The sequence below is a fragment of the Enterobacter sp. 168J2 genome (assembly GCF_034107265.1).
Taxonomy (GTDB): domain Bacteria; phylum Pseudomonadota; class Gammaproteobacteria; order Enterobacterales; family Enterobacteriaceae; genus Enterobacter; species Enterobacter nematophilus.
Genome location: NZ_JAWNEB010000001.1, coordinates 226,104 through 240,379 on the forward strand (window position 1 = coordinate 226,104; position 14,276 = coordinate 240,379).

The 14,276-nt window shown below is 54.4% G+C and carries 14 protein-coding genes; 2 read left to right on the forward strand and 12 right to left on the reverse strand.

Annotation, left to right across the window (positions count from 1 at the left end; translation table 11 throughout):
• The 4 genes from USG84_RS01095 to USG84_RS01110 all read right to left on the reverse strand — a co-directional run bounded on the left by USG84_RS01095 (position 1) and on the right by USG84_RS01110 (position 4,861).
• On the reverse strand, positions 1–990 hold the full coding sequence (locus USG84_RS01095; RefSeq protein ID WP_151412774.1) for a fimbrial protein: 990 nt from the start codon (positions 988–990) through the stop codon (positions 1–3).
• A 22-nt stretch (positions 991–1,012) separates the two neighbouring features.
• A complete protein-coding gene (locus tag USG84_RS01100; protein ID WP_151412775.1) occupies positions 1,013–3,556 on the reverse strand; it encodes a fimbria/pilus outer membrane usher protein in 2,544 nt (847 codons plus the stop codon).
• Between the two features lie 24 nt (positions 3,557–3,580).
• The gene (locus USG84_RS01105) at positions 3,581–4,255 is read right to left on the reverse strand and encodes a molecular chaperone (RefSeq protein ID WP_151412776.1); all 675 of its coding nucleotides are present in this window, start codon (positions 4,253–4,255) and stop codon (positions 3,581–3,583) included.
• A gap of 69 nt (positions 4,256–4,324) precedes the next feature.
• Positions 4,325–4,861 (reverse strand): fimbrial protein, encoded by a 537-nt coding sequence (locus USG84_RS01110; RefSeq protein ID WP_061098798.1) that lies wholly within the window; start codon positions 4,859–4,861, stop codon positions 4,325–4,327.
• A gap of 256 nt (positions 4,862–5,117) precedes the next feature.
• Between USG84_RS01110 and ybiB the strand changes: the two genes are divergently transcribed.
• Entirely contained in the window at positions 5,118–6,080 is a 963-nt protein-coding gene (ybiB, locus tag USG84_RS01115; RefSeq protein WP_061098797.1) for a DNA-binding protein YbiB, read from the forward strand.
• Positions 6,081–6,194: 114 nt separating this feature from the next.
• Here ybiB and ybiJ read toward each other — a convergent pair whose 3' ends face one another.
• The 3 genes from ybiJ to mcbA all read right to left on the reverse strand — a co-directional run bounded on the left by ybiJ (position 6,195) and on the right by mcbA (position 7,395).
• Positions 6,195–6,455 carry a DUF1471 family protein YbiJ gene (ybiJ, locus tag USG84_RS01120; protein WP_014883102.1) on the reverse strand — a complete coding sequence of 87 codons (261 nt, stop codon included), beginning with the start codon at positions 6,453–6,455 and terminating at the stop codon, positions 6,195–6,197.
• Between the two features lie 286 nt (positions 6,456–6,741).
• On the reverse strand, positions 6,742–7,008 hold the full coding sequence (locus USG84_RS01125; RefSeq protein ID WP_151412777.1) for a DksA/TraR family C4-type zinc finger protein: 267 nt from the start codon (positions 7,006–7,008) through the stop codon (positions 6,742–6,744).
• Positions 7,009–7,128: 120 nt separating this feature from the next.
• Positions 7,129–7,395, reverse strand: a complete 267-nt coding sequence (mcbA, locus tag USG84_RS01130; RefSeq protein ID WP_049136969.1) for a DUF1471 family periplasmic protein McbA — start codon at positions 7,393–7,395, stop codon at positions 7,129–7,131.
• A gap of 243 nt (positions 7,396–7,638) precedes the next feature.
• On the opposite strand from mcbA, the gene rlmF reads away from it, so the two are divergent.
• The gene (rlmF, locus tag USG84_RS01135; protein WP_253541306.1) at positions 7,639–8,550 is read left to right on the forward strand and encodes a 23S rRNA (adenine(1618)-N(6))-methyltransferase RlmF; all 912 of its coding nucleotides are present in this window, start codon (positions 7,639–7,641) and stop codon (positions 8,548–8,550) included.
• Positions 8,551–8,595: 45 nt separating this feature from the next.
• On the opposite strand, the gene ybiO is transcribed toward rlmF, so the two are convergent.
• From ybiO to dps, 5 genes are all read right to left on the reverse strand, one after another.
• Positions 8,596–10,809 carry a mechanosensitive channel protein gene (ybiO, locus tag USG84_RS01140; RefSeq protein ID WP_320738232.1) on the reverse strand — a complete coding sequence of 738 codons (2,214 nt, stop codon included), beginning with the start codon at positions 10,807–10,809 and terminating at the stop codon, positions 8,596–8,598.
• Between the two features lie 125 nt (positions 10,810–10,934).
• Positions 10,935–11,657, reverse strand: coding sequence for a glutamine ABC transporter ATP-binding protein GlnQ (gene glnQ / locus USG84_RS01145; protein WP_151412779.1), 723 nt, complete (start codon positions 11,655–11,657; stop codon positions 10,935–10,937).
• On the reverse strand, positions 11,654–12,313 hold the full coding sequence (glnP, locus tag USG84_RS01150; RefSeq protein ID WP_003858462.1) for a glutamine ABC transporter permease GlnP: 660 nt from the start codon (positions 12,311–12,313) through the stop codon (positions 11,654–11,656). The genes glnQ and glnP overlap by 4 nt, the downstream gene beginning before the upstream one ends.
• A 93-nt stretch (positions 12,314–12,406) precedes the next feature.
• Positions 12,407–13,150 (reverse strand): glutamine ABC transporter substrate-binding protein GlnH, encoded by a 744-nt coding sequence (gene glnH, locus USG84_RS01155; RefSeq protein WP_014831177.1) that lies wholly within the window; start codon positions 13,148–13,150, stop codon positions 12,407–12,409.
• A gap of 361 nt (positions 13,151–13,511) precedes the next feature.
• The gene (dps, locus tag USG84_RS01160; protein ID WP_008501171.1) at positions 13,512–14,015 is read right to left on the reverse strand and encodes a DNA starvation/stationary phase protection protein Dps; all 504 of its coding nucleotides are present in this window, start codon (positions 14,013–14,015) and stop codon (positions 13,512–13,514) included.
• Between the last annotated feature and the right edge of the window lie 261 nt (positions 14,016–14,276).

Sequence of the window (14,276 nt, forward strand, 5' to 3'; positions counted from 1 at the left end):
TCACTTATAGGCGAGAGTGATGGTAGCAACGGTGTTTGCAGGACCGGGTGTGACCACATCGCTAACCTGCTCGTAGCGTACCTCAAACGGTATGGTAAGCGTCTCGTTGGCGATGGCTTCGCTTCGGGTGTTAACGTAGGTGTCAAAGGTGGCGATATTGTCGTCGAACAGCATGCGTACGCCGACTCCCGTTGCGGCTCCGGGCTGCTGCGTGAGTTTCAGCACTCCTTCAAACGCCGTTTCATAGCCGTTTGAACTGGTGATCTTTACTTCGGGCTGCACGGTGCTGTCGCAGTGCACCGTGACGTCAAAATTCTGCGCCGGAGAGGAGAGCATCCCCACGCTGACAAAGTCGCTGACCGGGAAATCTCCAAGGTTAACCGTCAGGTTTTTTGGCAGGACGGAGCAGGTGACCTCTTTAAGGATGACGTTGCCCGCATAGGCGATGTCGTTAGGGTTGCCGATCCCTTCGTGGTGATACACCCCGATACCAAAACGAGTCTGGCTCTGATCGAGCGTGCCAGACGCTACCGTATCGCTGGTTTTGACCAGCTCCAGCGTAACGTCAAAATTAAAGCTCTGTTTGCCATCGCTGGAAACATACCCCACCGGCGTTCCCGTTGAGATGCAGTTAACGCCGCCTGCTCCGCTGATGCGCTGCCCCCGATCGTTCATCAATGCCACCCCAACGCCGGGAACACCAGAGTCGTAGACACCTTTTAGTCCTGGGATCTCTGCTCCCGTACCGTAGTAGCAGGATACGATCTCCAGGCCGCTATCTGCGGCCTGATCGCAGTTACCGGCGACATGGGCAACCTGTTCTGTTCCAGGAATGGTCTCACCTACCGCCAGCGTTGTCGGAACGGAGATTGACGCCACGTTAATCATCTTTGGCAGGTCCGGCGTTGTACAGGTCGCCTTCGCATGCGGCATAAATAACGCGGCGGTTCCCAGAACCAGTAAGAAAAAGCACTGTTTAATCATTTGCATAATCGTTAGCCTGAACGGTAGATCAATGACACTGCGCGGCAGCGTTAATGATGCTGGTTTTCTCTTTCTCATCCGTTAGCGCATAGTCAGCGACGCAGTGCTCGCTCGCCTCCTGTCCCCAGGAAACGTTGAGATGCCCTTGCTGTGGCAGACCCGACAGGTAGGTCTGGCCGTCGTTCCCGACAATAAATTCGCTGTCTTTATCCTCGGTGGTAACCGTTGCGCCGAAGGGCAGCGGTTTACCATTTTGTGTCAGCGTCATCAGCACGCGGTTACCTACGCGGGTATTAAAGCTGGCGCGCACCACGGCCCCGCGGGTTGGGGTCACGATCTGCGCCGCGTGGGTGACGTCGGCGTCGTCCGGCAGCGTTTCGGTATCCAGCGCAATGGTGTTGTGGCGATACGCGGTAACAAACGGCACGACGGTGTAGCCGCGGAAGTCGGTCTCAACGCCCGTCTGGTTCGCGATGTGCGTCCCGTGGGTTCCCGGCGCTTTTACCAGCGCGATGGTCTCACCGAGCGGCTGGCTCAGGGTTATCCCGTTAGCATGGGCAACCACGCCGCCCTGCAAACCGACGTTCACGGTCTGCTGATATTTGTCCTGACTGACCCCTGCGCTCACTTCGCCATAGGTCGCTTTGTAGTCGGCGTTGATGCTGGTGGAGTTACCGCTGCCGGTGCTGCTCAGCCCTTCCTGGATGTTCCAGTTCAGGTTGTCTTCTTTCAGCGCCGTGCCGTTCAGGCCGATATTCTGCGTCGTGCCGTCTTTGGTGTTGTTCAGGTTGTAGGTGGCCCAGGTGTTATGCATCCAGTGGTCCAGCGGCACCGAGACGCTCAGCGAGAACTGGTTGTCGTTCGTGACCTCATTACCGTCTTCATCGCTGTCGCTGGTGTTTTTGTTCATGCTGTAGCTGAGGCTGTAGCTCACGCCGTGCCAGCTGTTGTTGTAGCTGACGCTCAAGGAGGTCATGTTCTGGCTCTGGCTCCAGTACGTCTCTTTCACCATGCTCAGGGTGACGGACCCCCAGCCTTCCGGCAGCGTCTGGTCGACGGTGGCTTCGGTTCGGGCGCGGCGCTGCTGAGGTGCAGACCAGTCGTCAGAGTGGGTATAGGACTCCATGGTGTCTTCGAGGGTGTAAAAACCCTTGCTGTTATAGCGGTAGCCCGCCAGCGTGAAGTTGGTGCCAGAGCGGGCGATATCTTTGCTGTAACGCACGCGCCACGACTGGCCTTTGCTGGCCTGCTGTTTTTTCAACAGGGCTTTGGCGCGGGTGACGTCGATGGAGAACGCCCCTAAATCACCCATGTTTTTCCCGATACCTGCCGCCTGAGACTGATAATGGCTGCTCTGCTGCATGCCACCGTAGGCGGTAAAACCGTAGGGTAAACCGTAGATGGCGCTGCCCTGGGCAAACGGGGTCTTTTCCACGTCTTTGTCATAAGAACGATAGCGCCCGGCGGTCACGCTGTAGCGCAGGTTTTTTTCACGCTGCAATACCGGCACGGAGGCAAACGGCACCACAAAATGGCTTTCGCTGCCGTCGGTCTCTTTCACGGTGACCTGGAGATCGCCGCTGCTGCCGGTGGGGTAGAGATCGTTAATTTCGAACGCGCCCGGTGCGACCGTGTTCTGATAAATGATGTACCCGTTCTGGCGTACCACCACCAGCGCGTTGCTGTGGGCGGTGCCGCGAATAATGGGGGCGTAGCCTTTTTCACTGTCCGGCAGCATGTCGTTATCGGATTTCAGCTCCACCCCGGTGTAGGGGACGCTGTCAAAAACGTCGGAAGGGGAGGAGCTCTGGCCGACGGTGAGGTCGCTTTTCATCGCCACAATGTCGCGCTGCGCGTAGGTATAAACGGAGGTGAATTTCTGGTCCTCCTCCTTACCCGTGGTGCTGCGATTCCAGGTGGAATAGTTGCGAACGCGCCACGCGCCAATGTTCAAACCTGGACGCAGGTTAACGTACTGGCTGCTGGTGTCCTGTTCACCCTGCTGGCGCGCATGGCTTTGGCTGGCGTTTGCGCTGTAGTTAAGCAGGCCCGCGTTGATCCCTTCGTCAAATTCTTTTGGGTCAATGTAACCGCGAGGCACCTGACCGAGCGCCGACTGGGGAATGCTCAGCAGCAGCTGCTGGTTGCGAACGCGGAAGGTCGCGGATGCGGCAGGGATGGCGTGTAAATCGGCGCACTGGCCTTTGGCCATCAGCTGCGGATATTTTTTGGTTTTGATGCCGAGGCTTTTTAAATCGTCCAGGGTAAAGCAAGGTTGCAGCGTGCTGTTGCCCTGAGCGTCTTTTTGCAGAGTAAACGTGACATCGCGGGTATCAATTTTATTGTTATTGATAAATACCGCGACCTGATATTTACCCGGCGCCTGGCCTGGGCCTTTTTCATAAACGGACAAATCGGTTTTCCCCTGCTGGGGATTATCAATATCCAGCAGGGCCGGGTTAAAATAATCATCAGCCATAACCTGCTGCGCAAAGATCGCCATTGCCAGGCCACAAAGAATGACCAGCAATGACGAAAATCGGCAGGTGAACGGCTTTTTATCGCTGTACATGATTATTTTATTACCGGGGAAGTATTAATGAACGGATTTCGACCAGGTATGGCTGATGCTGCCGTAATCAGTAATAATGGAATACGTGACGTTTGAGCCCCCAACGTTGCCAGGTATAGCAAAATGCGTTTCCGTTTTCGGCACGGCCCAGGTGGCTTTAGTGATTTTATGACCATTCAGCGTAACGGTCTGGAAATTCATATAGAACGGCGTGGGGTTATTCACCACCAGCTCATTACCTTCGCGGCGCCATTCAAGTTTATCGGCCACATCTTCTGGTCTGCCTTTTACCGAAGACGGGCGATACAGTAATTTGATTCGAGTATTAATGGCGATTTGCAGCGTATTTACCCCCTCAACGTGTTTTGAGGAAGGGATGGCTTTAATATTCAACCAGTACAGGGATTCCCTGTCTTCCGGTAAATTTCCGCCCGTACGCACCACGCGCAGAACGTTATCTTCTTTTGCATCCAGACGGAAAAGCGGCGGGGTGATCAGGAACGGGGCTTTGGCCGGGTTTTTACCGCCGGAATCAACCCAGGACTGCACCAGATAATCCGTCGCATCTGGATTTGAAAGACCAAGAGAGGATTCCTTTTTATCTCCCTGATAGACCAGACGGGTGCCATTAATAATGACGCCCGCATTTGCAGTGGCGGCTACCAGTAAAAAAGTGCTCAGTAAATAACCGTGGCGCATAAAGATTTCTCAATAAATAGATGAGATATTAATGCCCGCAAAAGCATTAATATCTCAGGATTGATAAGATCAGTTATAAATAACGGTGAAGGTCGATACAGAGTTAGCAGGGCCTGCGGTAATCGCAGCGCCGGTTTGGATATAACGAGCGCCGAACTCAAGATCGTTAACCGCCGTGCCGGAGGCTAATGGATATTGCTGAGACGGCGTATACAGGGTGACTGGCTGCTCTGACGCGTCAACCAGCTGAATAGCGACACCCGTAGCCGCATCGGTATCCGGCGTTAAGGCCAGCGTGGCGTTGTTATTCGCATCCGGCGTACCGCCGAAGTTAATCGCAGCGGAAGTAACCGTTTCCGGGCAATTCGTTAACTGAATATCAAACTTCGTTAACGTGCTGGTAGAGCCTGCGCCGGTAAATACCGTTTTAGACACTTTACCCAGCTGAACATTTAATGGGTTACTTAACCCATTCACGACCTGACAAGCAGAATCGATAATTTCACCGGTGAAATTGATCTGACCTTCACCGTTTGTTGTCGCAAATGCGGATGCAGAACATCCTATCGTTGCGGCGATGATTAAACCTAAAGCAACCTTGTTCATAACAAATCCTGGTATGTTTCTGGTGATAGCGTTGCCTGGACGTTTTCACCGTTGACCCTTAATGACTTTCCGCTGGTTATTTAATCAAATATTGATGCGTTAAGAATCTTCTGTAGAAATCACAAATAATTGAAATAATGCTTGAGTTTCATTTTTCGCCATAAAAACAGAACGTTGATTGTGTCGAAAAAAACTAACGTCCAGACGTTCAACGGGGCTATATTGTTAACAAGATGATATTTTCAGGAGAGATGTCGTGGATTATCGCAAGATTATCAAAGAGGTAGGCCGGGGCAAAAACCACGCCCGCGATCTGGACCATGAGACCGCTCGCGCCCTGTATACCCGTATGCTCAATGGCGAAGTACCGGACCTGGAGATGGGCGGCATCCTGATTGCGCTGCGCATCAAAGGTGAAGGCGAAGCGGAGATGCGCGGTTTCTACGAGGCGATGCAGGCGCAAACGCTGCGCTTAACGCCGCCGGTGGCAAAACCGATGCCGATCGTAATCCCGAGCTATAACGGCGCGCGCAAGCAGGCAAACCTGACCCCGCTGCTGGCGATCTTATTACATAAGCTGGGGTTCCCGGTGGTGGTACACGGGGTCAGCGAAGATCCCACGCGCGTGCTGACAGAAACCATCTTTGAACTGCTGGGCATTGAACCGACTCTTCATGCCGGCCAGGCGCAGGCAAAGCTGGAGGGGAACCAGCCGGTCTATATTCCCGTGCGCGCGCTCTGCCCGCCGCTGGAAAAGCAGCTGGACATGCGCTGGCGCATGGGCGTGCGCAACAGCGCGCATACTCTGGCGAAGCTGGCGACGCCGTTTGCTGAAGACGCCGCACTGCGACTTTCCAGCGTCTCACACCCGGAATACGTGGGGCGTGTTGGGAAATTTTTTGAGGAGATTGGCGGCAGGGCGCTGCTGATGCACGGTACGGAAGGTGAAGTTTATGCCAATCCACAGCGCTGCCCTCAGCTGATGCTGATCGATCCTGCCGGTACGCGCGTTGTGCTCGAGCGTGGGGAAGACAACAGCGATGTTCTCCTGCCGGAGTCGAAAGATCCGCAGGTTACCGCGCACTGGATTACGCAGTGCCTGGCCGGGAATGTGCCGGTTCCACAGTCGATCAAGCTGCAAATGGCCTGCTGCTTGCTGGCGACAGGGGAGGTTGAGACGGTGGAAGCCGGCTTACAGCGCGTGGCGCAGTCGTTTTAGGCAAAAAAAAGCCCGTCCAGTGGCGGACGGGCAAACAAGGGTAACAACAGGGTCAATGAGGGTTGGAGCAGCTCACCAGAGGGTTTGGCGAGGGTACAGCATTCATTCAGGCGATTATTTGTAGATAACCGCAGTACCGCTCAGTTTGTTATTGGTGTTAGCGGAGGTGATGGTGTATCCGCTCGCACCGGCAGCCGCCGCTTTCTCAGCCAGCTTGGCTTCCAGACCGTCCAGCGTGGTTGCGCCTTCTGCACTCACCACACCGATTTTATTCATGCTCTGGGCCTGAGTTGATGAAACAGGCTCTACGGCGAATGCGCCAAAAGACAGAGCGGACAGGGCAACAGCAGCTACAGCATATTTGATGGTTTTCATAATTAATCTCTCGCAGGTGTTTTCTGTTAAGGGGACGATGTTCCGTCGATGTGATAAGTATCACGTTTTTTTCGGGGGGATAAAATCGAAGAGAATTGACGTGGTAAATCAAAAAAATTGAATGACAAATAACTTATTGATTATTAATTAAATCAAAGTTGCGCTTTACACTTCTTGTTGCTGCGCTTTACAGAAGAGAGATGAAGGGCACATTTTGCTACGCGGTTCGCTAAAATTCGTGAGCGTAAAGGTAAGCGCCCACGCGGTTAACTTAGGTAAAGGAAAGTCAACGTAGCTGGCTGTCTTTCGATCCTCTGCGATTATAACCTGAATGTGAAGCATTTTTTGAATCTTTATCCTGCTGGCAGGTGATGCAAAACCTTACGCCGGGGATGGCTTTACGCCGCGCCTCCGGGATCGGCTCTCCGCACTCTTCGCACTCCTTCAAGCTTTCGCCGCGCGGAATCTCACCGCGAGCGCGCGCAACCGCATCTTCAATAGTACTGTTGATCTGTTCGTTAACGGCGTCATCATTCGCCCAGCCGGAAGCCATAGCATCCTCCTGCAATCGGTATATACCCTGCTTTTAATATGGGGTTAAAAAATGAACAATCAAGATAAAGGGGAAAACGAACTGCATCCGGCAGGCAGATGCAGTTTTATAAAGAGGGAATTATTTATAGATGGTTGCCGTGCCGTACATATGGTTATCTCCGCCTGCGGAGTTCACCACAAAGCCTTTCGCACCTTCCTGGCGGGCTTTCTCGGCCAGTTTGTTTTGCAGATCGTCCAGGTTACTTGCGCGGCTAACCGAAACGGTGCCCGCCGGACGCAGCTGGCTGGTATCGGTACTTTCATTCAGTGACTGAACGGCCATTGCAGAAAATGAAGCGGTCGCCAGGGCGCCGGCGATAATAGCAAGGGTCAGGTACTTTTTCATAATCACATCCTCATGAGGAAACAACAGGTGATTCCCTTTAAGTTTAGAAGCCTGACGAGTGTGACTTAGCGCAAATATTTGATGATGATCTGCTTATTTTTTGAACGATAAAAACTGACAATTCGCTGACAGATCATAGACGTAGAGGTGTTTGATTTACGGCGGTTTTTTAAGCGCCGCAGAGAAAGATTTACCGCTGGGCCAGCACAGGGTATCTTACGCCGCTGTTTAAAGGAGAATGCCATGACTTCCCAAAAGCCGGGATTGCACCCGCGAAACCGCCACCGTAGCCGCTACGACATGAGCGCCCTGTGCCAGAGCAGCCCTGCGCTGCAGGACTACATTGTCCAGACCCCAGCGGGTGAGCCGACCGTCAACTTTGCCGATCCGCAGGCGGTGAAAACGCTGAACAAAGCGCTGCTGGCGCATTTTTACGGCGTGGCGCACTGGGATATCCCGGAAGGCTTTCTCTGTCCTCCCGTTCCGGGCCGGGCTGATTACGTCCATCACCTTGCCGATCTTCTCGCCGAAGATCGTGACGGCGCGATCCCACCGCAGGCTTCCGTCCTGGATATTGGTACCGGGGCAAACCTGATTTACCCGCTGATTGGCGTGCATGAGTATCGCTGGCGCTTTACCGGGAGCGAAATCGGCGCCGAGGCCTTTGCCAGCGCGCAGGCGATCGTCAGCGCTAACCCCGGCCTGAGCCGCGCCATTCGTCTGCGTCGTCAGAAAGATGCGGCGTCGATCTTCAACGGCATTATTCATAAAAACGAAAGCTATGACGCCACGATGTGCAACCCGCCGTTCCATGATTCGGCGGCAGCGGCCCGCGCGGGCAGCGAGCGTAAACGCCGCAACCTCGGTCAGGCGGAGGACGCCGCGCTGAACTTCGGCGGGCAGCAGCAGGAGCTGTGGTGCGAGGGCGGTGAAGTTGCCTTTATCCTGCGCATGATTGCGGAAAGTAAACAGTTTGGCCGTCAGGTGAAGTGGTTTACGACGCTGGTTTCCCGCGGGGATAACCTGCCGCCGCTCTACCGTGCGCTGAGCGAAGCGGGCGCCGTAAAAGTGGTGAAAAAAGAGATGGCGCAGGGCCAGAAGCAGAGCCGCTTTATCGCCTGGTCGTTTATGGACGATAACAAACGTCGCAAATAGTACCCCCTCGTAGGCCGGGTCAGGCGAAGCCGCCACCCGGCTCGGTTACAGCGTCGGTTCCTGCGGAGGGAGCGGCGAGGCGGGCGGCGACAACACCTGATACGTCTGCACCGGCGTTCGCACGTTCGCCAGATCGAAGTGCTTTTTCACCATGCTGTCGAGGGCAAAGCGTACCGTCCACTGCTTCAGCGGCTGCGTGGTGAACGACACGCGCAGGGTGAACGCCGTGTTGGTCAGCCCAACGATGCCGGCAAACGACGGCTCGCCAATCACCAGCCCGCGAATATCCTCCATCTCCATCAGTTCGCTGACCGCATCCCTCAGCGCCTGCTTCGCTTTGTTCGCATCCTCGTGACGATCCACGTCGTAGTTCGCCACAACGGAGCCAATGCCGCGCACGAAGTTGGCGAAGGTGGTGATCGATGACCACGGAATGATGTGGTATGCCCCGGTATCCTGACGCACGCCCACCGAGCGAATCGACATCCTCTCCACGGTGCCGGTCAGCGGCCCGATGGTCACCAGATCGCCCGTATTCATTCCGTTCTCAAACTGGATAAAGATGCCGGTAATAATATCCTTCACCAGCGTTTGCGAACCGAAGGAGATCGCCAGCCCCAGCGCGCCGGCACCCGCCAGCAGCGGGGCGATATTCACGCCGATTTCCGACAGCACGATCATGATGGTGATGGTGCTGATAATCACCGCCAGCGCGTTGCGGAACAGGGTTAAGAGTGTTCTTGCCCGCGCGCTGGGCAGGGGCCTGCCGTGAATATCCGATACCAGGCGGTTCTCGATAAGGCTCGCCAGCAGCGTCCAGCCAACGGCGGAGAAGAACAGTATCAGCGCGATACGAATTAAAATATCGACGGTCTTCTCGCCGGCGCCGTTATGCAGCCAGTTCCAGAAATCAAACAGGCTCCACGCGTTCAGCAGCAGCATGATCGCCACGCAGACGGTCAGAATGCGCGCCACCTTGAGCGACACCGACATCCAGCCGTTCACCCGTTTTTGCAGTTCCGGGTAGTTACGCTGCACCTGCGGCGACAGGGTGATAGTTTTCGAGATCCAGCGGGACAACAGCCCGGACACAAATGCCGCGATGCCGATAATCGCCAGGCTTTTGAACGTCGCTCCCATCATAAATTTCAGGCTGTTTCCCGGGTCGAACAGCGAGAAGAAGCACAGCACAATAAAGTACGCGCTTGCCAGCCAGTGCCACACCAGCGCGAAGGCGCGGATAAACAGGCTGAAGAAAGAGAGGGAGCGGTCGGCCAGATGCAGCAGACTCTCGGTGATCGCCCTTTTATTGTGAAAGATAAGGTACAGAGACCAGACGGTTATACAGAGCATAATCAGCACGTTCGCCAGCGCGCCAAACTGCACGTTAACCTGGTTGGAGATAATCGGCACGGCAACCAGCAGGCCGTAGCCTATCAGGCCGCTGAGGACGCTTAGCCGCACGGCCCAGTATTTCGCGCTGTCGTCGTTGATATTGAAAGGGCGAAGCTCAGGCACGCGCGGGCAAAAGATGACGCGCAGCACCGCTTTAAAAAATTCGATGAGCGCAAACGCGTTCAGGAAGAGCGCCTGCTGGAAGGCAATGGTTTTGTTGCCCGTATTGAGGCGGTCCGCCAGCACCTGACCGACAAACAGCGTTAATGCCAGCAGCAGTAAATCGATGATAAACGCCCCGGCAACCATAGCGGGGAGGTGCAGCCAGCTGTTTTTATGCTGGTTCTTTTTTCGCCCCCAGTGGCCCATCCTGCGGTACAGCGGCCAGGCGCACAGGCGCACCAGCCAGTAAAAAATAAACACGGCCGCGGCCAGCATCAAAAACTGGGTGGCGGCGGCGGTAAAGGTATGCGGGTTAAACGCCTTGTGCTGGGATCCCATCAGGTTGCGGTAAAGCTGGGCAAAGCGTGAGGAGAGCGCTTCCCCGTAGTGGCGGCTCACGTCGGTGATGTTTTCCAGCACCGTTTTTTGTTCTTCAACTGGCGGCGGGGTGAGCGTCGGAACGGTTTCCTGCGGCGGCGTGGCGGCGGCTTTGCGCAATTGCTCGATGAGCTCTTTTCTGGAGGCGTCGTTTTCAAGGACGTCGGCAAGCGCGCTGTAAGCCGCCTTTTTTTGTTCAGCATCCGGTTCCGGAGGCGGCGTGCTTTGCTGGGTAGCGGTCGTTCCGGTGGTGACACCGGGGATCGCCACGGCGAGCGATGGCGCACTAAACAGGCTTATCAACAGCAGCAGGATCCACGGCACGGCGTCCTCCGACAAAAAATATCGTGCAAAATGATAAGTATAGAGGGCGAGGGGCGCAGGAGAGTTTTTGGGAACAATCTGGCGTAAAAAAGCCGGGCAAGCCCGGCTCGGTATGAAGCGAGGGATCAGGAGACGTGCTGCAGGAACTCCTGCAAACGCTGGCTCGGCGGATTCGCGATCAGCGCCTGCGGATTACCGTCTTCGGCGATGCGGCCTTTATCAATAAAGATCAGGCGGGAGGCCACCTTCTCAGCAAAGCCAATTTCGTGGGTCACGATCACCATCGTCATCCCTTCTTCCGCCAGATCCTGCATGACTTTCAGCACCTCGTGGCGCAGCTCCGGGTCGAGTGCGGACGTCGGCTCATCAAACAGCATCATCTTCGGCTTCACCGCCAGCGCGCGCGCAATCGCCACGCGCTGCTGCTGGCCGCCGGAGAGTTCGGAAGGATAGTGGTGCGCACGCTCCGCCAGACCAACCTTCGCCAGCAGGTCTTTTGCCTGCGCTTCCGCCGCCGCTTTGTTGGCACCGCGCACGCGCAGTGGGCCAAACATGACGTTTTCCAGCGCCGTCAGGTGCGGGAACAGGTAGAACTGCTGGAACACCATGCCCGCTTCCTGGCGAATCAGACGCTCGTCCACTTTCGGGTCGTTCACCTTCAGACCGTCAACGATCAGATCGCCGCTGGTGATCTCTTCCAGCTTGTTGATGCAGCGCAGCAGGGTCGATTTACCGGAACCGGACGGCCCGATAATCACCACCACTTCACCCTGCTTGATGTTCAGATCGATATTGTGCAGCACCTGGGTTGGGCCAAAGTGCTTGGAAACGTTTTTAAATTCAATCACAGGATTTTCATCCTTCTTTCAAGACGGCGCAGAACGAAGCTCAGTACCAGCGTAATGATCAGGTAGACAACGGCGACCGCACTCCAGATTTCCAGCGCGCGGAAGTTGCCCGCAATAATTTCCTGGCCCTGACGGGTCAGTTCGGCCACGCCGATAACGATGAACAGCGACGTATCTTTAATGCTGATGATCCACTGGTTACCCAGCGGCGGCAGCATGCGGCGCAGCGCCAGCGGGAGAATAACGTGACGGATCGTTTCGCGACGAGAAAGACCTAACGCCAGACCGGCTTCGCTGAAACCTTTATGAATCGACAGTACCGCACCGCGGGTAATTTCCGCGATATAGGCGCCCGAGTTGATCATAATGGTCACGACGGCCGCGCTGAACGGATCGATGCGCAGGTCGGTAAAGGCCATTGGCAGGGCGAAGTAGATAAACATGACCTGCACGACAATCGGGGTGCCGCGGATCACTTCGATGAAAACCAGTGCGATGTGGTTTGCAATCCAGCCGCCGTAGGTGCGGGCGAAACCGGCGACAAGACCGATAATCAACCCGCCAACCAGACCGAGGACCGAAATCCACAGGGTCATTTTAGCGCCTTCAAGCAAGAGTGGAATGGCAGGCCAGATGGCGCTCCAGTCAAACTGCATGATGTATTCCTGTATACCGTGGTGAAAAACGAAAAATGCAGGCCCGGCAAGCGTGAGCGCCGCCGGGCGCTATAAACCTGAATTCAGGTAAAATTATTTAGGCTCAGTACCGAACCATTTTTTATAGATTTCGTTGTAGGTGCCGTTCTCTTTCAGGGTTTTCAGCGCGCCGTTAACCTTCGTGCGCAGATCGTCGCTGCCTTTCGGGAACGCGATACCGTACTGCTGCGCTTCCAGAGAGTCGCCCACGGCTTTGAACTTGCCGTTACCAGCCGTTTTGATGAAGTACAGGATGTTCGGGGTGTCGTGCAGAACGGCGTCAGCACGGTTGGTGCCGAGCTCCATGTACGCATTGTCGATGTTCGGGAACTGGCGCAGGTCTTTGGTTTTGATATTCGCTTTCGCGTAATCCACGGAACCGGTGCCGCTCTTCACTGCCACCACTTTACCGTCGAGGTCTTTCACGCTTTTAACGTCGTTATTGTCCGCTTTCACCATCACCAGCAGGCCGCTTTTGTAGTAGCCGTCGGAGAAGTCGATCGCTTTTTTACGTTCTTCGGTAATGGTGATGCCCGCCAGCGCCAGATCGACGTTTTTGGTTTGCAGCGCCGGGATGATGCCGCTGAAGTCCATCGGCTTCAGGGTGTAGTCCAGTTTGAGTTCTTTGGCGATAGCGGCCCACAGATCAACATCAAAACCAACGTATTTGTCACCCTGTTTGAATTCAAACGGAACGAACGCCGTGTCGGTCGCCACAACCAGTTTGTCGGCAGCCTGAGAGGACACCGCAAAAGCCAGGGTAAGTGCAGCCAGTGAAACTTTTAATACAGACTTCATAGCATTTCCTTTTATATCCACGGGGCGATCCCCTGCGAGAACGACTGGCACAATGAAAAAATCGTGCCAACTTTACAAGCTCTTGTTTTTCAAAGGGGATGGAATCATGCATTGCACAAAAAGCGTGGCAATGATGTCGTGTTGCACCAGCATGGAGCACCATTTTGGTGCGCTTCGTTTGGGTCAACTGACGGGGAGATATTTAGCGTAAATTCTGACGAAAAAACAATCTTCCATTAACGGTTGTGTGAGGTGATTATTACAATTTCTTCACTTTTGCACCGTCTCAGGCAAAATCTGTGCACCATAAATGTGCAAAACCCTCACCAGAGGCGAGGGTTTGATAGGAAAGTCGTATGGATTACTCGATGTTGGATTCGATAAACCACAGGAACTGATCCAGGTCGCGGGACGCGGCGGTGAAGATGTCTGCGGTATCTTCATCCTTCGCTTCGCTAATCGCTTTGCGAACGTCATTGGCCACAATCGCGTAGCGGTCCGCCAGCTCTTTCAGGTGATCCTGAACGGTGTGAATATCCAGCGGGTAGCTTTTCAGCGGCGTTTTGCTGTTGATCACCTGCGTGGTCCCAAGCGCGACACCACCCAGCTGTACGGCACGTTCAGCCATCGTATCAAGGTGTGTCACCAGTGCTGTGCGGAAGCCATCCAGCATTTCATGGACGGCAATAAAGTTTGCACCGCGCATATTCCAGTGGGCCTGTTTGGTGATCAGCGAAAGATCGATGAACTGGATCACCTGGCGATTCAGCAACTCAATGGTCGCTTTTTTGTCGCTATCCGATACATCGTTACGGGTATAAAGCAGATTAGACGCTTTCGTTTTCACCAGTTTAGCGGTACTCATAATCTCATATCCTCTTGATGTTTATGTCCCAGGTAATTACGGAACTAAGTATAGCACCGGATTTTTTCTCTGCGGTCTGGCTGTGCCTATCGGTTTAATAGCGAGAAGGAGGTTGATAATTTAACAACTTGAAATTAATAGGTTATTTTAAAATTGATACAGATCAATCTTAATTCACCGTAAGGGAAATAGACGGGGAAGGATATTTCGATAATATGACAAACTATGTAAGAAATTATAACGGATGGCGTTCTGGCCTTT

Bases quoted from the DNA above. Each gene is read 5' to 3' on its own strand.
- dps (WP_008501171.1), bottom strand. From the start codon at position 14,015: ATGAGTACCGCTAAACTGGTGAAAACGAAAGCGTCTAATCTGCTTTAT.
- mcbA (WP_049136969.1), bottom strand. From the start codon at position 7,395: ATGAAAAAGTACCTGACCCTTGCTATTATCGCCGGCGCCCTGGCGACC.
- rlmF (WP_253541306.1), top strand. From the start codon at position 7,639: ATGACTTCCCAAAAGCCGGGATTGCACCCGCGAAACCGCCACCGTAGC.
- ybiJ (WP_014883102.1), bottom strand. From the start codon at position 6,455: ATGAAAACCATCAAATATGCTGTAGCTGCTGTTGCCCTGTCCGCTCTG.
- glnH (WP_014831177.1), bottom strand. From the start codon at position 13,150: ATGAAGTCTGTATTAAAAGTTTCACTGGCTGCACTTACCCTGGCTTTT.
- glnP (WP_003858462.1), bottom strand. From the start codon at position 12,313: ATGCAGTTTGACTGGAGCGCCATCTGGCCTGCCATTCCACTCTTGCTT.
- USG84_RS01105 (WP_151412776.1), bottom strand. From the start codon at position 4,255: ATGCGCCACGGTTATTTACTGAGCACTTTTTTACTGGTAGCCGCCACT.
- USG84_RS01125 (WP_151412777.1), bottom strand. From the start codon at position 7,008: ATGGCTTCCGGCTGGGCGAATGATGACGCCGTTAACGAACAGATCAAC.
- USG84_RS01110 (WP_061098798.1), bottom strand. From the start codon at position 4,861: ATGAACAAGGTTGCTTTAGGTTTAATCATCGCCGCAACGATAGGATGT.
- USG84_RS01095 (WP_151412774.1), bottom strand. From the start codon at position 990: ATGCAAATGATTAAACAGTGCTTTTTCTTACTGGTTCTGGGAACCGCC.
- USG84_RS01100 (WP_151412775.1), bottom strand. From the start codon at position 3,556: ATGTACAGCGATAAAAAGCCGTTCACCTGCCGATTTTCGTCATTGCTG.